This is a genomic window from Paenibacillus selenitireducens (assembly GCF_002021565.1).
Classification (GTDB): Bacteria; Bacillota; Bacilli; order Paenibacillales; family Paenibacillaceae; genus Paenibacillus_K; species Paenibacillus_K selenitireducens.
In genome coordinates this window covers 42,910-62,140 of sequence record NZ_MSZX01000015.1, presented here as the reverse complement: position 1 = coordinate 62,140, position 19,231 = coordinate 42,910, and the positions used below count along the sequence as shown (strand labels likewise).

Below are 19,231 nucleotides of genomic sequence, written 5' to 3'. Positions count from 1 at the left end.
CTCTCTTCCATCAATAGATCCAGACACGGGCCGAATTAGATAAACTGTAGAAAACCGTCCCAAGGACGGCTTTCCATTCGTTCTATTTATTTTGCTTCTTTCATAAATACTCTAACGCCCTCAGCGATTTCTTTAAATTTGGTGTGGTGCAAATAATGGGAGCCTTCCATAATGATTACTTTTCCATGTACCGAGTCTTTGATCTGCCCTTCATGCAGAGGTATCCATCCGGGTACACCTTGATTATCCGCTTGTACAAAGAGTAGAAGCGGAAGGTCTTTAGGGAATGTTAAGCCTTGAGCCCCTTTAAAATTAGAAGAAATATGATCCATTTCATTCAACATCGTGGAACTATTCGAGTTTTTATTCGACAGCATTTTCATCTGCTCTACGGTGTGATCATCAAATGCGAGTCCAGCATAAGGGTCACCACCAAATTTGACCATTAATCTTTGGAGACCTGAATTTTTAAGAAATGCAAACATTTTTAATGGGAATTTAACATCCATACCCGGTTGTGTTGGAACGCTGCTATCGATTCCGACAAATGCAGTCACCTCGTTAGGATACTTGTTCACATAATTAATACCGTAAATGCCCGTAATGGAGTGGCCCATGAGCATGTATTGGTTAATGTTAAGCTGCTGTAGCGCTTCATGAACTTCACTTACGATATTCTCTGTGGTTCGATCTTTTTCAGTTCCATCACTTAATCCATAACCGAAAGGATCTATTGCAACAACTTTGTAATATGGAGATAGTTCATCGATGAGCAGCTTAAAATCAAGCGTTGGTGCAGCTGTTCCATAACCAGGCAGAAGCACGATCGTCTCCTCGCCTTCGCCTTGAATTAACACATTCATATTTTTCCCGTCTACAGACACGTGCTGGCCGTAAGGCTCTATTCGTTTCGCCTCCGAATTAGTACTGATCACATTCGTGATATAAACAATACCTAGAAAAAGAACAATGGCGATAACGATTGCTCCTATGATTTTAAGTAAAATGTTTCGTATCTTCTTTGATTTCGTTCTCTTCGTTTTCATTACCTCTGTTTGTGTCACTCTCATCTTCTCCTGTCTTCATCTCTATATTGGGCTACTTGGAACTAACCGTTAAACATAGCTTATATGACGAAGATGTACTCACCATGACGCCAATATGAACGGAATATGAACTGGCAAAGTAGCTTGCATATGATCAAAATCGTAGAGAGACCTTCTCTAGTACACTTATTTTATTTCTTTCATAAACGCTCTAAAGTTCTCTACGATTTCTTTGGCTTTGGTACGATGTATGTAATGATCTGCTTCAAACAGCATCACTTTTCCATGTACAGAATTTTTTACTTGCGCTTCATGCTCGGGTACCCATCGATCCGTTACTGGATGATTCGCTTGGATAAAGAAAATAACGGGAAGATTTGGGGGAAATGTTATGCTTTCAGCTGCTTTAAAATTAGAATACATATGTTCAACTTCATTTAATTGGTTGGGATTATACATGTTTTTGTGCATAAGAATTCTCATTTGTTCTTTCGTGTTATCATCATAGGGCAGTGCAGCCAATGGGTCCGTACCCAATTTCATAGCCAATCTAGAGAGACCTGATTTTTTGAGCCATTTAACCATTTCTAGTTGTGAAGATCCTACCTTCTCAGTTAGCGTTGGAACACTGCTATCGAGCCCGACAAATACACTCACTTCGTTTTCATATTTATTCACATAATCGAGTCCGTAAATGCCTGATATGGAGTGGCCCATTAGAATATACCGTTCAATGTTAAGACCTTGTAAAGCTTCATGAATTTCACTGACAATATTCTCTGTGGTCCGTTCCTTTTCGGTTAGATCACTTAATCCATAACCAAAAGGCTCAACCACAACGACTTTGTAGAATGGTGATAGCTCTTCGATTAGCGGCTTAAAATCCAGTGCGGGTGCCGCTGTTCCAAGACCAGGTAGGAGTACGACGGTTTCTTCGCCTGTTCCTTGAATCAGAACATTCATATTTTTCCCATCTACAGATACATGCTGTCCATAGGACTCTATTCTTTTTTGCTCCGAATGATTACTGATCATATTTACGGTATAAACAATGCCTAGAAAAAGAACAATGGCGACAACGATTGCTCCTATGATTTTAAGCAAAATGCTTCGTACTTTCTTTGATTTCGTTCCATTCCTCGTTTTCATTTCCTCTGTTTGTGTCACTCTCATCTTCTCCTGTCCTATCTGTTTATTCAGCTACCTTAACGGTGCGACTAGTGAAAGTTTAACTAACAAAGATGCACTCTCCATGACGACAATATGAACCGAATATGAACTGGCAAAAAAAATGCTACGACTCATATGCAAGGAAGCTTGCACATAATGCCGTAGCATAGAGAATGAATCTAGCTAATCTATTGTCGTAGTGATTGGCAAGGTGACAATGAAGGTCGATCCTTGACCAGGCTCACTTTCCACTCGGATGTCGCCTTGATGAAGCGATACGATCTGTTTAACGATAGCAAGTCCCATACCGCTGCCGTCATACTTGCGACTGTGGGAACGATCGGCCTTAAAGAACCGCTCGAATATACGCTTTTGATCTTCAAGCGGTATACCAATGCCCGTGTCGGATATTCGGACTATCACGTTTTTGATGTCCTGTTTGGTGCTGACCTTAATCACGCCGCCATCCTTGGAAAATTTGATGCCATTGCTGAGGATGTTCGTCCATACCTGATTCAACTGGTCATGATCAGCCGTCACTTTAACGGTCTGTAAATCAAGCTCGAAATGGATGTTGCGAGCAGACCATTGCGGCTGGAGCGCCACGATTACCCGACGGATCTGTTCATCAAGGCTGAGTGTGACGAGCCGCAGTTGCTGTGACTGCGATTCAAGCAAACTCAGCTTGAGCAGGCTATCGCTCATTTTGGACATCCTTTTCGCTTCAGCGATGATAATATCAAGATAACGGCTTCGTTCGTGATCTGAGAGGTCAACTTGCTTAAGCGCTAGAGCATAACCGGATATCGAGGTGAGCGGAGATTGTACCTCGTGCGATACGTTCGATACGAAATCCCTGCGCATCTGCTCAAGTTGCTGCAGATCGTGCGACATTTCTTCGAAGCTGCGAGCCAACGTACCCAGCTCACTCATTTGCTTAATATTCAACTTGACGTTGAAGTCACCCGCTGCGATCCGCTTGGTTGCTTTTGTCAGCTTTTTGATTGGTCTGACCAGGAATATAGAGGCAACCAGAATCAACAAACTTCCTGCAATCAACGAACAGGTTGCAAAGATCATTGCCCAATTGGCGACAAAAGAGGAAGAAGGAGGGGCGAGTGTTTCCAAAAACATCGCTTTTGTTCCCATTTCCGTTTTCAAGGGCAACCCTAAGAGGACTGAACCAATCCCATTCGGCGTGACTTGGACAACGCCTCCATCGATTACTTTCTTTAGTTGCTCCATCGTCACAGGGGCAGGTTTATGTCCATTAAGTTTTCCGTAAGGCTGGAACTGACCTGTTGCTTCATATATTCGAATATAATAGGAATCGAGCTGCTTCATTTCACTTACGAACGAGTCCGCTTCATGTAACGGAAGCGTCTTGTAAATTCGGACGATGTCTTGGCCAAAGTTACGTAAGTTGATTTGCGCGTTCTCATTCAATTTTTCTTCGAATATCCAAGTTGACGCAAAAAAAGAAATGATCGTTCCCCCAATGACGGAGACTAGGAATGTCAGTACGACACGGATATATAAGGACTTGATCATTCGTAAACCTCAAGCCGATACCCAAGCCCACGCACCGTTTCGATCTTGAAATCGGATGTCGTCGCGAATCTTTCGCGAAGGCGTTTAATATGTACGTCTATCGTTCGATCATCTCCTGCGTAATCGATCCCCCAAATCTGATCGATCAACTGTTCACGCGTATAGACTTGTCCGGGTGTTCCAGCGAGCTTATACAGCAATTCGAACTCCTTAAGCGGCAATGTGAACGACTCCGTCCCTCTCATCACCTTATAGGTCTGCCGATCCAGGATGACGTTGCCGAAATGGATCGTCTGCGTGGAGCCAATCTTGTATCGTTTGAGTAGTGCCCTAACACGAACCGTCAACTCTAACGGATCGAATGGTTTCGTTAAATAATCGTCCGTCCCAAGTTCAAAACCTTTCACCTTTTCCCATGTTTCGCCTCTCGCAGTCAGCATAAGTAAGGGAAGATCAGGATTGGCTCTTCGGAGCTCCTTGCATAACGTCCAACCATCCATAATTGGCATCATAATATCGAGCACGACAAGATCGACATGTGTTGAGGCATAGACGGCTAGTGCTTCCTTGCCATCCGCGGCTTCGGCTGTTTCGAATCCGTCGTTGCGTAGAAATAAACAGACAAGTTCGCGAATGTTCGCATCGTCGTCAGCAACCAGTATAGTAGGCATTCGATCCCTCTTTTCCCTGTTTCTATCCCATATTGAAGTACCCATTATACAATAAATAAAATTGAATTTCTCAAAATATGAAGCGATCGTTTATGAGTAGTAACTTTCTTTTATTAATCTCGTTCCCATAATTCTCCCAAGACTGAAATTTAGCAACTTCTGGATTGGAACGATACAAATGAAAGGATTCCGTGTCATTAATACTAAATCCCCTTAAAATAAGACGGTTTGTTTTTGCGAAAACCTGATCATTTGTTTCCATTGTTTTTACCCCCATACACAAGATTAATTAAATCCTCCGAACATTACTGCCCTTATCTAAATTTAATTATGTTAATTAACATTCTGAAAACCTTCAGTCACGGTATAGTGGCCCTTTCATTTTGACGACGATTGGGGATCTTTACTATAAATTAGATCGTAGTTGGCTCTTGCCTCCTCGACATGCGAATAATTTATCCTTCCCCATTGCCTTAGCTCTCTCATCGGTTGAAGCAAGGATTCGCCTAGAGGGGTTAACGAATATTCGACGGTTGGGGGTACGGTTGGTGTAATAGTCGTTGGACCAGCCCATCTCGTTCCAGCTTTCGCACCGTTTGAGTCAGCATTTTTTTGGAAATGCCTTCGACTCTTCTGGCTATTTCTATCTGATATTTCCGTTTTCCAATGCGTAGATAACGAGTGCTGTCCATTTATTCGAGATTATTTCAAGAACTCTGCTGTAGCCGCAACCTGCCAAAGAGATGTCGGGTTGTTTTGTTTTGGTCGAAGATGTCAAATGATTCCCCTCCTATGCACCTTAAAGTACCCAGGACACATTAAAGTGCCTACTTATGTAATTTTAGATTGTATATTATTGTATGTCTATATTACCACTACGGCAGCGTGTTCAAGAACTAGGACGGCAAGTGCGCTGTTTATGACGATTCGGGGTTCTCGCTGCCGGTACACATCAACTCGAAGTGAGCCAGAGAATTAATGGACATTACTACAAATTGGGAGGAAACGAACATGTCAAATCTTATAAAAGCCCGTCCTAAGTTGTATGTGATGGATAACGGTCGTATGAGCATGGACAAAAACTGGATGATCGCAATGCATAATCCGGCTACGCTAAGCAATCCTAATGCGCCGACACAATTCGTCGAATTTCCGATCTATACGGTATTGATTAATCATCCTGAAGGGAAAATTTTGTTCGATACGGCCTGCAACCCGAACTCAATGGGTGTTGAAGGACGCTGGGCCGAGTCGACCCAGCATGCCTTCCCTTGGGTGGCTAGCGAGGAATGTTACCTGCATAACCGGCTGGAGCAGCTGAATATAAGACCTGAGGAAATTAAGTATGTCATTGCCTCTCATTTACATCTGGACCATGCAGGATGCTTGGAGATGTTCACAAACGCAACAATTATCGTCCATGAGGATGAGCTGAACGGCACGCTGCAGACCTATGCCCGCAATGAAAAAGAAGGGGCATATGTTTGGGCGGACATCGATGCATGGATCAAAAACCATTTGCAGTGGAAAACGATCAAGCGCAACGAAGATAACCTGGAGCTGGTTGAAGGTATCAAGATTATTAACTTGGGGAGCGGACATGCTTGGGGCATGATAGGCTTGCACATTGAAATGCCGGAAACGGGCGGGATCATCCTGGCTTCTGATGCCATCTATACAGCAGAGAGCTACGGCCCACCGGTCAAGCCTCCGGGCATTATCTATGATTTGATCGGCTACCGGAACTCGGTTGAGAAAATCCGTACACTGGCTACACGAACGAACTCTCAAGTGTGGTTCGGACATGATGCGAATCAATTTAAACAATTCCGCAAATCAACCGAGGGATACTACGAATAAAGAGGGTTCAACATGACCGAGCACAATTTGGTCTGTGCTCGATATGTTACAAAGCATGGACTTCTGTCAAATTATTGGACAGAAGTCCAGTAACTTTTTCGGAGCATATTTGCCCTGCTGCTGGCATGTACTTTGTCAATGTGCTTTTACGCACAGATTTCGCCATAGATCATGCGTGCTTCTGGGCACGTCCAAAAAAAAGCAGCCTAGCTAGGATCCTAGCTAGACTGCGAAATCATTCTTAACAACCAAACCGATTACTGCAATCCCTGCCGTTCCGGGAGGGGGGATGCAATATGAATTTGCAGCAAGTAGTCATTCTGTTCAGTAGTTGACAAATTTACTCGTAAATTACTGTGATCTGTACCTTACCATGCTACAATTCCCCCTTGCTGCGCCGAAACATCGGCTTGGTCCAACAAGGCGATATTGCCTGTTTGTGGCTCGGAAAGCGATTTGGAAAAGAGTCCCTTCAGTTCTTTGCCCAATTCAACAAAATGGTTCTTATCTGATGTGGTAAACCAGTATTCCCCAGATACCAATTGATCATCTTGAAAATTGTAAATGACCGTCTGCTTCACCGAAGCATCTAAAGGGATACTTCCTGCTCCGATGAGCCTATCAGCGTCTTTTGACTGAATGTTATCCAACTTCTGCTTTTCAATGACTTCTTGCTTGGAAATCAGCCAGGGAAGCCTTTCAAAAACAAATGCGCCATCTTGGTTAGTTTTCGCTAGAAGTTGGTCCAGCCCTTCAGAGGAAGAACCGCCCTGAACAGGCTGCTTATTAGATCCACAACCACTGATAATAAGTACCACACAGAGAACTGAAATGATGCAGAAAATCAACGTTTTCGTTATATTCATCCTGCACACCCCTTTTCTAGAAATATTAATTTCACTCTAATCCAAGGCGATAAGATTGCTTTTGAGGGAATTAATGGATCAGGGAAATCTACTATCGTTAAACTTTTATTGGGACCTTACACTAATTATAAGGGTGTTATTAACATAAATGGTATTAATATAAAAAGAAATTAATGTTAAAACAGTAAGAGATCGTATAGGAATTGTTTCACAGAATATTATTTTATTCTCTGGTACACTCTTGGATAATATCAAAATGGCGAATCCCGATATCACAGTAACTTAGCAAATATTATCATGGAAGTTAAAGAAGGTATTATTGAAGAAAAAAGCAAATATCCTATTTCCCAATAAAGAAGGTGAATACCCATGTTAAACATACAGGGAATTACCAAGCACTATGACAAGATGGAGAACGCAGTTGATAATTTAACATTAAGAGTATTGCCAGGCGAAATATTCGGGTTTTTAGGACCTAATGGAGCAGGGAAATCAACTACAATTAAATTAATTACTGGTATGCATACCCTCGATTCTGGCACCATTACGATAAACCAGTTTGATATTAAATTAGATACGATTAAAGCCAAACAAAACTTAGGATATGTACCTGATACGCCAAACTTTTTTTTACATCTGAAAGGGATAGAGTATTTAAATTTTCTAAAAGATGTCTATGCTATTCCTTCTGAGAAGTGTGAGCAAACAATAAAGACATTAGCAACAAAATTCAATATGTTACATGCTTTAGATGATTTTATTCAGAACTATTCCCATGGAATGAGAAAAAAAATTTTGATTATTGGCTCCTTATTACATGATCCCAAAGTATGGGTTCTTGATGAACCCTTAAACGGTCTAGATCCCAATGCCGTATTCATATTAAAAGAATTGATGAGAGAACACGCTGATAAAGGAAATGCTGTGTTATTCTCAACCCATATGCTAGAAACAGCAGAAAATACTTGTGACAAAATAGTGATTATTAAGCACGGCGTGAAAATATTTGATGGGGTTATGCAAGAAGTTAAACATAAAATGAAAAGTGAAGTATCCTTAGAAAAATTATTTATGGAGTTAACTAAAAATGATAAAGACATTAATTAGAAATATGTTGTTGGTCAATTTCAGGTCAACCGTGCAATCTCGAAAATCACTTTACATTCGAATAATAGGGGTTATTTACTTTTTTAGTTTATATTTTATATTCATCGAAGATTTCATTCGATTTCTATATGGAAATTTTGGAGGAGACAAGAGCCTGGCGCTAATCATGAACATGATGTTTATGGTTTCAAGCATTTTAATTTTCATCCTTAGTTTTATGCCTATAGTTTCGATGTTCTTTTTTTCTACGGATATTACTTCTTATTTCCACTTACCCATTAAGAACAGGGATCTCATTATTTCAAAATTGTTTATCTTATTCCTATCTGAATTTTTATTGCTGTTACTGCTTTATACTCCAATCATCTGGTATATTGGGATCATTCACCACCCTCCCCTAATCTTTTATTTCGTTGTAGTAGCTATAATAGCTACCATTCCTATTATTCCTAATTCTATAAATATGTTGATCATAATGTTAGGTATGCGAATAATAAGTATGAACAAGAGGAAGTTCGATTTTTATAAAAAATTGTTTACTTTCTTTGTTGCTATCATTGGATTAGCCACTACTTTCTTTTTCATACAAAAATATCAGTTTATCAATCATATTTTCGAGAAATTAACATGGAATATCACAGATACTTATTATTATCCACCTAGTATATTAATAAATTATATTTTTCATCATTTAGAACACATAAATATGATTATGATCATAATCATCTCATATCTTGTTGTTTCATATTTATTCCTATATATATCGATATGTTTAGGAGCTAAAATCTACACATATAATTCATCTACCCAACGAAAAAGAAAATCTCACCCTAAACTAAATGATCACTCCATTCATCTACATACTAGAAAAGAAGTACAGTCATTAATCATACAAGAATTCAAAATGTTGTTTAGAAGACCTGTCTTATTTATAAAAGGCTTGATTGGTTCAATACTTCTCCCGTTTTTATGTATTTTAGTTTTTATTTTGAATAAACAGTTGGAAGGAATCCAATTTTTCATTGAAAACCATTTAACCCTATCGTTTATACTTTTGGTTGGATTTTCAATATCAACGATTGGATGGAACCCTATTGCTATTTCTTCATTCTCTCGGGAGAAAAACAATCTTTTTATTAAAAGTGTATTGCCTATATCTGAAAGAAATATTTTATTATCTAAAATTATTACATCATGGGTTATATTTTCACCTACGATACTTCTATATTGTTATATGATCTACGAATTCTTAAATGTACCTGTAGTTGCTTTGTTTCTATGGTTGATACTTTCAGTTTTGATTTCTTTAAATGGTGTACTCATTTGTGTCATATTCGATATAGTCTTCCCCATATTCCTTTGGACTGATGAGCAACAGTTATTTAAAGGACGAACTGCGATCACATCATTCCATGTTGTGAATTCACTTTTTGTAGGTCTAGTTTGTCTAGTAGGCATAACAGTAAGTAAATACTTATCAAGTAACTTATATTTCATTTCAATATTTTATATAGCTCTTTTATTACTTACTCTCAGTATTTCAATTAAGTATTTATATAATCGCTGCAACAGTATCTTAGAAAAGCTAATCAAAAATTATAGAATAATTAAATAATAAATTTTGAAGGAGATCACATGAATACTAATATGAAAATTGCTCTTATTCTTTGTTTCATTAGTTTAATAGCTTTTAGTCTCTCTATCGAACGAGTCTCCGTTTTGCCACTTCTTCACCCACATCTTCAGTTGTAACAATGATGAATCTCTAATTGTTCTGCTACTACTTACTTGTCACTTTTGGGCCAATAAAAATATCCCCTATAAGTGTTACTCGATCCTTCATGATAACATGACAGTTTTTTTGAGTGTCTACTTTAAGGGGATATTCCCAAATAATGCATATCCCATGAACATAATCAAGAACAGTTGAGCAGTTTGGAGTACTAATCAATGGGATGATATTTATTTTTATGATCAGCGACTGAAGGAAGTATCACAAGTGCGGTAGTGCCCTCTCCTTTGACGCTCTGAAACTCCAATTTTCCATTAATGGCTTGAACAATCCTAAACGTCACCATAAGACCGAGTCCTGTACCATTCATTTTGGTAGAGTAAAAAGGGGTTCCTAATATCGACAGTTGTTCAGATGTCATACCAACCCCGTTGTCACGAATTTTTATACAAACTTTATTTAATTGGCGATAGGCTGTAATAGAAACTTGCCCTTTAGATGCTATAGAAGCATCTATTGAGTTTTTAATGATATTAATTAGCGCTTGTTTTATTTTATACTGATCTGCCTGAATCCATAGGTTATCCTCTGAGACCACATCCAAGCCCACGCTGTTCGATTGTGCAATCGGATCAATAGATTCTTTTATCTGATTTAAAATTTCAGATACTGTGAACACTTTTTTCGTCTCGATTTGGGGTTTTGCATAATTGAGAAAATCATTAAGGATATATTCCATGCGATTTAGTTCAACCATCGATATTTCTAGATATTGCTTTTCCTTCCCTTCCGCATTGCGCAACAACAGCTGCAAAAAACCTTTAATAGAAGTTAGTGGGGAACGAATTTCATGTGCTACAGAAGCAGCTAATTGGCTGGTTACATTTAGCTTTTCAGTACAAATAATTTGTTCTTGCATCGAAATTGCTTTAATGGTGATTTCCATTAAAAAAACAGACATGCACATGGTGATCAATTGCAATAGGAAAATTTGAAATGTAATAGATATGGATTTCAACTCGTCCATTTGATACGTAAAGACGGATGCACACCATAAGATGATAAAAGAGGCTATTGTTAAAAGGAAGCAGATGATAAATCGAGTTTGCGGTGATCTTTTATGAAAACGAGCAGCAAAAGGATATGTAGCAGCGCAGATAATAAATGAAGCGACGAAACTTATAAAAAAACCATCCATGCCAATAAAAAAACGGCATACTAAAAAAAATGTTAAAGAGATGATTCCCCCCCTATAACTGCCATATAACACAGAAATGATTAATAGAATGCTTCTTAGATCACCATCAAAGTCATTGGTAATAGTAGCCGGTAAAAGCATGGATAAAACGATTGCCGTTCCGCAACATAATCCCAGAAGCATTTGGCGGTGTTGATCCCTTTTATAGAAATTTTTATTTGTAATACAAACAAATTGGTATATCAATAGCGGAAACAAAATATCGAGAATATCCAGTAGCAGATCTTTTAACATAAGAAACCTCCCAAGAACTAATTCGACTTTAAGGGGATAATACCATTTCCGCAGCTTCTTATGAATATATGTGATTGTTTTGTTCGTTAGAGTGATCTACTTGTACTTCCGCTTTAGGAATACTGCTTTGTTATTCGAGTGAACTTCACATTTATCGAGCAGTTAGGCGCGACATGTACCATTTGTAACACATGTACACGATGAGTAAAAATATGAGATAAATAATAAGAAAAGTAACCCATTGCTGGGAACCAGAGATCATATTATCGCCGATATATGCGAACGAAATCATCACAGGAAGTTTTCCAATCAGTGTTGCAATAAAAAACGTTTTAAAGCGGATTCTAAATACACCTGCATAAATATTAATCACAGCCGCAGGAAAAATCGGAATCATTCGAGCAATCAATATGGACCAGAATAAATGACTATTTATGAATAGGTTACACCGCTCAATGGCTCCTGATTTTGTAAGAAGCTCTCTTCCCCATGATTGAAACAAATACCTCGTGAAAGTGTATACGAGTGCAGCTGCAAGAGAAGATCCAGCGATATTCATAATGCTTCCCCATATTAATCCGTATTTAGCTCCGATTACGCTTCCTACGATTCCGAACGGTATACCTGGTATAGCCGCAAGTATGACTAAAATAATAAAGACAAATAGAGAACTACCGTCCTCTACTTCCGTAACCCAATTCATAAGGTACTCCCGATTCCACCATACAAGAGCAATAATAATAAGATAAACAATCATGATAGCCCATTTTCTATAACTCATGACAAAATTAGAACTGCCCCCTCTCTTCTTCATATCTCATTTTAACTTATTCTCCATTTCATTATAAGAGGTAGGTGCTCTCCGTTTTACCCCCAAAAACCACCTATGGCTTTTGGGGGTCCCTTGTCAATTGTCTCTTAAGAGAAGAAGGTTTGCCAGAAGGTAGCTACAGTCAACCCGATGAGCAGTGTAACCATCGTCCACCCCGATATTTTTCCGAACCACTTCGTCCTGTACTCTCCCATCAATTCTTTATCACTTGTCATCAACACCATAAAGATAAGTAATGGCAACATCAGAATCCCACCAATGACTTGTGTAATAATGGATATTAAATTTAACGGCAAGTTAGGTATTAATATGGCGATAGCTGCAAAAACAAGGCTGCCGATATAGACGGCATAGAACTTTGGCGCTTCCGTTATTTTGTCATTGAGACTTTTGGACCAACCAAATAATTCTGCAATGCTCCAAGAAGAAGATAGAGAGACCGTAATAGAAGCAAGAAAACCGGCATTGAACAACCCAAGACCAAAGAGAATAGCTGGCCACCGGCCTACAACGTCGTTAAGCGCGCCTATCATTTCAGACGGACCTGCGTCACTGATATTCTGTACATGGCCAAAGAGTGCTGCTCCGCAGATAATAATTCCTGCTGCAATAATAACCTGGATGAGGGAACCTAATGCTGTGTCAACTCTGCTAAAACGCAGTTCTTGTGCGGTTATTCCTTTATCAATCGTGCCGCTGCCTTGAAAGAAAATCATCCATGGTGCAACCGCATTACCAACCGTGGCGATAATGAACCATATCATACCGTCTTGCATTTCTACAGGTACATTCCAAGCAGCAAAAGCATGACCGATCTCAGCAATACTTGGATGTGTCATAGCTGCTACCACTAAAAAAATGACGTTTAATGCGCCTACAAACAATGCAATCCTCTCTTTCGTCCAATAACCGGTAAACAGGACAAATGTAACGACAAGCAATAGACATATGATGGAACTAAGCCACAGCGGGAGACCTAATAACACAAGTCCTGCTGTCATCCCGATGAATTCTGTAATCAGTGTCAACAAATTCTCGAACGCAAGTGTTGAGATATGATAATACCCCCAGAATCGACCGTACCTTCGCAAAGCCAGCCTAGAAAATCCTTCTTGCGTTACCGCACCCAACCGCATGCTCATCTCTTGTATGGTAAATGCTAGAGGTGCAAGGCATATGACTAATGGGACAAAGAGGCCAATGCCAAACTGTGCCCCCGTGACAGCATAAGAAATGACCCCGCCAGCATCATTATTCGCAAGTGCTGCAAGCAAACCGGGACCTAGCAAAGCCCAAAATACCCAAATGAATCTTCTCCTTCCCGATTTACGATTTGTAAGTATTTCTTTAAGCTTCGATTTACTTCCTTCTGACTGAACTTGATTCATTCACTCATCACATCCTAAGCAACGTTTTTTAACTATTGCAATGTATTCCGATCTGTTGAGAAATGTTCAACAAAATTCAAACATGTTGAAAAAATCTTGATGATCTGTTGAAAAGATTCCGTAAATTAAACGCGCTGTATTATGAAATTAGGATGGTACGACATAAAAAAACCATAAGATGTGGTTAAATTTCAACATTAACCTCACCTTATGGACATGTTTGAGCCTTTCGTTATACATACCGTTATTATGTAATTAACGGTATTCCTAAGCAGGATGGTTGATTTGTGATAAACGCTGCAAAACAAGTTGTACAGCAATAGCATCATCTAAATAACCTAAAGGAAATAAATAATCCGGAATGATGTCAACCGAAGATATAAAATATAGGAGTCCGCTGCCAAGAACTGCACGTTCGTGTACGGTCGTATCCTCGTGGCAATATTTCTCAAACATTTGCTTCAATTGTTCTATAAAAGGGCCAGCTCCATTTACTTGTTCTACTTTCGAACGAAAATCATCATAAATCATCTGATTACCCTCGGCTGTTTGCGCATACTGCTCATACTTCTCTAATTCCTGTTGAACCCGTTCTGTCGTATATTTTTGATCAAATAGGTAGGATGAGGCTAAAACTTCTTGAATCGTATTCACGGAGTGATGAATGTCTGAGAGCGGTTCGCTTCCTGGTTCATTGCCATCAAAGACCGTAGCTTCAACTAATTTCTCTAATGGCATGTGTAAATGTTCTGCGAATTGCTTTAAATGGCTCAATTTAGCAGGTTGTTTGCCATTCACAATACGAGAAATCGTTGCCGTATCGATACCTGTCAGTGTACTTAGTTTACGCATTGAGAGCGAGTGTTTCTTCAACAATGACTTGAGTAACAATCCAATATTCGAATCCATAGAGATCGAGCGCTCCTTTCCTGTGAAATGAAGATCGATTCATGATCAGTATATGTCTGGAATTCGTGTCTTGTTCATCATTCTCAATACAATCTCGAAACATGTTACAAATTCCTCAATATTTTCTTCAACAGTATGCACGGATCTCAACAGATCACCATATGCTATTTTCAAATCAGCTTACCAACAAACAAAAAGAGGTGTATACGGGATGTATAAATGCATTAATTGCTTACGATTGCTAAACGAAATTGAAACAGAAGGATGGGTATTTGAGAAGGGGATCTATATAGAACCAGGAACTGGTGCTAGGATTCATCTGGGCATATGTAATAAGTGTAATGTAGGACCTGAAATAGTAATTAAAAATAAAAGGGTAATCGCGCATAGCTCCCCTAAAAAAGATACGATCAACAATTGGCTACCCATATATGATTATATTATAGAATTCCAACAACAGCACTAAGATCGTAATAATAACCGGCCATGAATCCAATTGGCCGGTTGCCGTCTTTCCCCCATAACCCATGTATGATTTGTTTGTCTCGCCCAATCTTTAGGTTGTCTTAAAGAACAATTAAGGTTTCCCTCAGGTTTGCTGTATACAATGACATTAGGCTGAAACTCTCATATCCCGAAACTTACGCATATGACAAACACAAAAAACAGGAAAAGAGGATTTTTAACCATGAACATAAAGCGAGTGATGATTGTCGGAACGATGGTAATAGTTATGTCTTTCGGAGGTACCGCGTTAAGCGGCTCCATCATAAGCGCAAGCCCGGTAGCGAAGTGGTCCTCCACTGGCTTTACGGAAAAAGATGACTTGCTAGATGCACTCAATCAATCGTCCGACGAGGAACTGTATGATTCCTTATATGAAGGCAAATCCTTGCATGACATTGCGGCCGATCAAGGCAGAGACATTACGAATGTTATCGAGCTGCAAATGAAACAGCTAACACAGCAGCTCGATGACCGCCTGCGTAGCGGAAGCATTACCGCAGCGCAATATGCCGCACACAAGGCAGAACTTAAGGAAATCGTAGAACAGAGCGTCTTCACTTCCTTCGGTAATCAGGAGGTACATAAAGACAGAAGCGCTATCCATTAAATAATACGCTCTTAATTCATAGGGTCTTTCTCTCAACCGGAACGGGCTTGGCAAAGCTGCCTAACTTTCCGAAGGGAGGAAGTCCTTTTTTGCAAATCTGGTTGCGATATTCATTGTTCTACCGGTTGATCTTCTAAATCCCATCAAATTAAGTTTTTGAGCATACAACTTTATTATCCTCATTCAAGTATTTTCTATGTTTTGTAGATTTTGATTCGTTTTGGGATATCTCACGTACATAGGGCAGCAAAGACAATAAGCCAAGCACCCCAAACAGCGATCCAACCCAGAGCGGTGAGACGAGACCATAACCGCCACTTATGGTAAGCCCGCCGATCATGGAGCCTGCCATAACACCGAATGTAATCACAGAGGTATGAACGGTATTGACCAGCGGGCCAGTGCCTGCTGAACGCATTACGCGTGTTGCCATGGCAGGATTCATTGGCACACCGACGATACCGATCACGATAACGGCAATGATCGTAATGACATTATTATGAGCACCCAGAGCGAAAGTGATGAGCCCAGCTGTTAGAAGGAGTAGCCCTCCTGCCAGAATCTTCATCGCGTATCGATCTGCAAGCCTGCCGGTGATAATGTTGCCGATAACGGTTGCCATGCCATAGAGTGATAGCAGAAAAGGAACCATCGTGGGGGCGAACCCCGTTACCTCAGTGAGAATCGGCGAGAAATAGCTGAACGCCGCAAAGGTCGCACCGATAATCAACGAGCTTGTTGCATAAGCCGCCCACAGGCTGCGATTGTTAAAGGCCGCTAATTCACCGCGTAGACTGATCGGCTCCGGCTTGGGTGACGCTGGAATCAACCATTGCGTAGCAATCCCAGATAATAGCACCAGGACAACAACAACCCAGAAGCTCGTGCGCCAGCCAAAGGCTTGTTCAATCAGCGTTGCCGCCGGCAAACCGATGACAGTGGCGACCATCAATCCGCCGATGACGATTGAGGCCGCACGTCCGCGGGACTCCGGACCGACGAGACCTGCACAGATGGAGAGTGAGACACCGAAGCCTGCTGATGAGGCTACCCCCGTGATGATACGAGCGACCATCATCGACTCATAACTCCAGGCTAGCGCACCGAGCGATTGCCCGATCAGAAAGAAAGTCACAAGCGCCAGAAGAGCTTTCTTCTTCGGAATGTTTAGAAGCCCCACTGTCAGCACGGGACCGCCAATAACCATCGCCCCAGCGTAGCCGGAGATTAGATAACCGACAGCAGACACAGACACCCCAAATTCTTTTGAGAGCGAGTCGATCATCCCTGCCACCATAAATTCGGAGGTGGTCATGGAGAAAATCGTCAGTCCCAGAACATAAATTGCAAACGGCATAGTAACACTTTCCTTTCATTTCACGTAATTAGAACAATATTTGATTGATCAGTACAAAATTAACAAAAAAATATATTGCCGAATCGTCGCCGGCTAAAAAATGGCAGCCAGCGTAGCTTCGACAATATGCATCGCCATTTCGCGATTCTGTGTGGACTTATTAAGAAAACGAAGACCGTGATAGCTGCTCATGAACAATCTGGCTAGTTCCAATGCCGGACGATCCGCCCTGATTTCCCCCGTCCGAAGACCATCCTCCATTAGGCGGCATAAGGCCTGTTCGAGAAATCCAATATGACGGCCAATCACACGTTCAACGACAGGATCGATCCCTGCGCGCTCCATCGCAGCATTAAGCACCAGACAGCCTCTACGGTCCGGATGGGAAAAATCGATATCAATAGCCCATTCTAGCAGCCCTGTCAATCTCTCTTTCGCCGACACAGGCCGTTCTAATATCTCCAGCTGCGCCTCGATGCCGAGCTCGTGGTACCGCTGCAGAGCCTGCTCATACAGCTCATGCTTGCTGCCGAAAGCGTTATACAGGCTTCCCCTGCCGAGTCCCGTCCGATCGCACAGCTCCTGGGTGGAACATGCTTCATATCCTTTGGACCAGAACAAGTCTATAGCTGCATCAATTACCGCCACATCTTTAAACTCACGCGGTCGGCCACTTGTACTCATGGAATATTCTCCTCTCTCGCGTCTTTTCAAATTCATTATAAATATTTTGTATTGATCAGTCAAATATTATCTGTCTTTAACGAGGGAGGCACATTTGCTATAAGCGAAGCACTATTTTGGCAATCGTAAAGTAAATAACAAGTCCAGTGCCATCCACTAGCGTCGTAATAAACGGGCTAGACACGACCGCAGGGTCTGCCTTCAACTTGTACAATATTAATGGTAAAATCGCTGCTACAAACGACGCCCAAATGACGATCGTCAGCGCAGTAATACCGACAACAAGTCCAACGTTCCAATCAACCCCGAGCAGTAATGCTCGACCAATAGCAATCAATGAAATCGTGGCACCCGTCATAAGACCTGTGGTTACTTCCTTCCTTATAACTTTAAACATATCCCTAAATTGTACTTCTCCGACTGCAAGTGCCCGGACGAGCGTCGACACCGTTTGCGTTCCTGTGTTCCCACCCGTGCCAATCAGCAATGGGATAAAGAATGCCAATGCAATGACTTCTGACAACGTTTCCTCATAGTGTCTTAGAACCGTTCCCGTATAGGCCTCCGCTACAAATAAAATTAATAACCAAATGATACGTTTTCGATATAATTGAAATACAGAGGATTTAAAATAAGGTTCTGTTAGAGGTTGACTTCCGCCTAGCTTCTGAATATCCTCTGTCGCCTCTTCGTGAATGACATCGATTAAGTCGTCGACTGTGATTACGCCAATTAAACGCTCTTGCTGATCAACTACAGGCAGAGCAACTAAATCATAACGGGTTAGTAGATCGGCTGCTTCCTCTTGCCCCATAGAAGCAGGTACGGAGATCACTTCACCCATTACGATTTCTGATATTTGGGTCTGGGGTTCCGTTAATATGATTTTCTTCAACGAAACTACACCTAGAAGCTCCCCTTTGTTTCCGGTGATATAAACATAGGAAGTAATCTCTGCTTTATGGCCAATTTTTCGGATATGACGTAGTGTTTTCTCTAATGTCCATGTACTGCGTGCAGCAATGTAATCGACCGTCGCCAGACTTCCTGCGGTGTGTTCAGGAAAGGTCATTAATGTCTGCACTTTTTGCCCATAGGCCTCCGGTAGTAAATTAAGCAGCTTCTCGGCTTGATACCGATGTATGGCAAGCATCATATCTGCTACGACGTCGCTAGACATCTTATGAAGCACTTGAGCTGTCAGTGTTTCCTCCAACTGATTCAGAATGCGGTACTGTAATACCGGTTCTAAATATTCCAATATTTCAGCAGACATGACAGGATCCAATATCTTGAACAATTTAATTTGTTCCTTGCTTTCGAGTTGTTCTATGCATTGGGCCAAATCAAAAGGTCTGAACGATTCAATATAGGTTATTATGGATTTTGTATCGGATTTATCTATAATTTTTTTCATTTCTTCAATCTGGATCATTCCTGTCTACTCCTTCA

Annotated in this window: 17 protein-coding genes and 2 pseudogenes; 5 read left to right on the top strand and 14 right to left on the bottom strand. The window is 40.7% G+C overall.

Annotation, left to right across the window (positions count from 1 at the left end; translation table 11 throughout):
• Nucleotides 1–86 precede the first annotated feature (86 nt).
• From BVG16_RS27825 to BVG16_RS27800, 6 genes and pseudogenes are all read right to left on the bottom strand, one after another.
• Entirely contained in the window at nt 87–1,064 is a 978-nt protein-coding gene (locus BVG16_RS27825) for an alpha/beta hydrolase (RefSeq protein ID WP_078502465.1), read from the bottom strand.
• 168 nt (nt 1,065–1,232) lie between these two features.
• Nucleotides 1,233–2,219 carry an alpha/beta fold hydrolase gene (locus BVG16_RS27820; RefSeq protein ID WP_078502464.1) on the bottom strand — a complete coding sequence of 329 codons (987 nt, stop codon included), beginning with the start codon at nt 2,217–2,219 and terminating at the stop codon, nt 1,233–1,235.
• Nucleotides 2,220–2,399: 180 nt separating this feature from the next.
• Nucleotides 2,400–3,767, bottom strand: a complete 1,368-nt coding sequence (locus BVG16_RS27815) for a sensor histidine kinase (protein WP_078502463.1) — start codon at nt 3,765–3,767, stop codon at nt 2,400–2,402.
• The gene (locus BVG16_RS27810; protein ID WP_078502462.1) at nt 3,764–4,438 is read right to left on the bottom strand and encodes a response regulator transcription factor; all 675 of its coding nucleotides are present in this window, start codon (nt 4,436–4,438) and stop codon (nt 3,764–3,766) included. The genes BVG16_RS27815 and BVG16_RS27810 overlap by 4 nt, the downstream gene beginning before the upstream one ends.
• Before the next feature lie 127 nt (nt 4,439–4,565).
• A pseudogene (locus BVG16_RS34115) lies at nt 4,566–4,700 on the bottom strand (GNAT family N-acetyltransferase); the annotation flags it as partial.
• Nucleotides 4,701–4,816: 116 nt separating this feature from the next.
• Nucleotides 4,817–5,130 (bottom strand): annotated as a pseudogene (locus tag BVG16_RS27800) (winged helix-turn-helix transcriptional regulator).
• A 319-nt stretch (nt 5,131–5,449) separates the two neighbouring features.
• On the opposite strand from BVG16_RS27800, the gene ahlS reads away from it, so the two are divergent.
• On the top strand, nt 5,450–6,298 hold the full coding sequence (gene ahlS, locus BVG16_RS27795) for an AhlS family quorum-quenching N-acyl homoserine lactonase (protein ID WP_078502460.1): 849 nt from the start codon (nt 5,450–5,452) through the stop codon (nt 6,296–6,298).
• A gap of 368 nt (nt 6,299–6,666) precedes the next feature.
• Here ahlS and BVG16_RS27790 read toward each other — a convergent pair whose 3' ends face one another.
• Entirely contained in the window at nt 6,667–7,164 is a 498-nt protein-coding gene (locus BVG16_RS27790) for a hypothetical protein (protein WP_078502459.1), read from the bottom strand.
• Between BVG16_RS27790 and BVG16_RS34110 the strand changes: the two genes are divergently transcribed.
• Both BVG16_RS34110 and BVG16_RS27780 read left to right on the top strand, forming a co-directional pair.
• Complete coding sequence (locus BVG16_RS34110) at nt 7,159–7,338, top strand: ATP-binding cassette domain-containing protein (RefSeq protein ID WP_078502506.1); 180 nt, start codon at nt 7,159–7,161, stop codon at nt 7,336–7,338. The two genes, BVG16_RS27790 and BVG16_RS34110, sit on opposite strands and share 6 nt — an antisense overlap.
• Before the next feature lie 195 nt (nt 7,339–7,533).
• A complete protein-coding gene (locus tag BVG16_RS27780) occupies nt 7,534–8,271 on the top strand; it encodes an ABC transporter ATP-binding protein (protein ID WP_078502458.1) in 738 nt (245 codons plus the stop codon).
• Nucleotides 8,272–10,214: 1,943 nt separating this feature from the next.
• Here the strand turns inward: BVG16_RS27780 and BVG16_RS27770 are convergent.
• From BVG16_RS27770 to BVG16_RS27755, 4 genes are all read right to left on the bottom strand, one after another.
• Nucleotides 10,215–11,495 (bottom strand): sensor histidine kinase, encoded by a 1,281-nt coding sequence (locus tag BVG16_RS27770; protein WP_078502456.1) that lies wholly within the window; start codon nt 11,493–11,495, stop codon nt 10,215–10,217.
• Between the two features lie 151 nt (nt 11,496–11,646).
• Nucleotides 11,647–12,198, bottom strand: coding sequence for a TVP38/TMEM64 family protein (locus BVG16_RS27765; RefSeq protein ID WP_158081819.1), 552 nt, complete (start codon nt 12,196–12,198; stop codon nt 11,647–11,649).
• Between the two features lie 215 nt (nt 12,199–12,413).
• Nucleotides 12,414–13,715, bottom strand: coding sequence for an NRAMP family divalent metal transporter (locus BVG16_RS27760; protein WP_078502454.1), 1,302 nt, complete (start codon nt 13,713–13,715; stop codon nt 12,414–12,416).
• A 267-nt stretch (nt 13,716–13,982) separates the two neighbouring features.
• On the bottom strand, nt 13,983–14,624 hold the full coding sequence (locus tag BVG16_RS27755; protein WP_078502453.1) for a DUF1232 domain-containing protein: 642 nt from the start codon (nt 14,622–14,624) through the stop codon (nt 13,983–13,985).
• A gap of 52 nt (nt 14,625–14,676) precedes the next feature.
• On the opposite strand from BVG16_RS27755, the gene BVG16_RS34105 reads away from it, so the two are divergent.
• Together BVG16_RS34105 and BVG16_RS27745 are read left to right on the top strand one after the other, a co-directional pair.
• Nucleotides 14,677–15,090 (top strand): DUF3973 domain-containing protein, encoded by a 414-nt coding sequence (locus BVG16_RS34105; RefSeq protein ID WP_144027516.1) that lies wholly within the window; start codon nt 14,677–14,679, stop codon nt 15,088–15,090.
• 222 nt (nt 15,091–15,312) lie between these two features.
• The gene (locus BVG16_RS27745; protein WP_078502451.1) at nt 15,313–15,738 is read left to right on the top strand and encodes a hypothetical protein; all 426 of its coding nucleotides are present in this window, start codon (nt 15,313–15,315) and stop codon (nt 15,736–15,738) included.
• Between the two features lie 148 nt (nt 15,739–15,886).
• Here BVG16_RS27745 and BVG16_RS27740 read toward each other — a convergent pair whose 3' ends face one another.
• From BVG16_RS27740 to mgtE, 3 genes are all read right to left on the bottom strand, one after another.
• Nucleotides 15,887–17,095 carry an MFS transporter gene (locus BVG16_RS27740; RefSeq protein WP_078502450.1) on the bottom strand — a complete coding sequence of 403 codons (1,209 nt, stop codon included), beginning with the start codon at nt 17,093–17,095 and terminating at the stop codon, nt 15,887–15,889.
• Between the two features lie 93 nt (nt 17,096–17,188).
• Nucleotides 17,189–17,779: a TetR/AcrR family transcriptional regulator gene (locus tag BVG16_RS27735; RefSeq protein WP_078502449.1), complete on the bottom strand. Its 591-nt coding sequence runs from the start codon at nt 17,777–17,779 to the stop codon at nt 17,189–17,191.
• 97 nt (nt 17,780–17,876) lie between these two features.
• A complete protein-coding gene (mgtE, locus tag BVG16_RS27730; protein WP_144027515.1) occupies nt 17,877–19,214 on the bottom strand; it encodes a magnesium transporter in 1,338 nt (445 codons plus the stop codon).
• Nucleotides 19,215–19,231 lie beyond the last annotated feature (17 nt).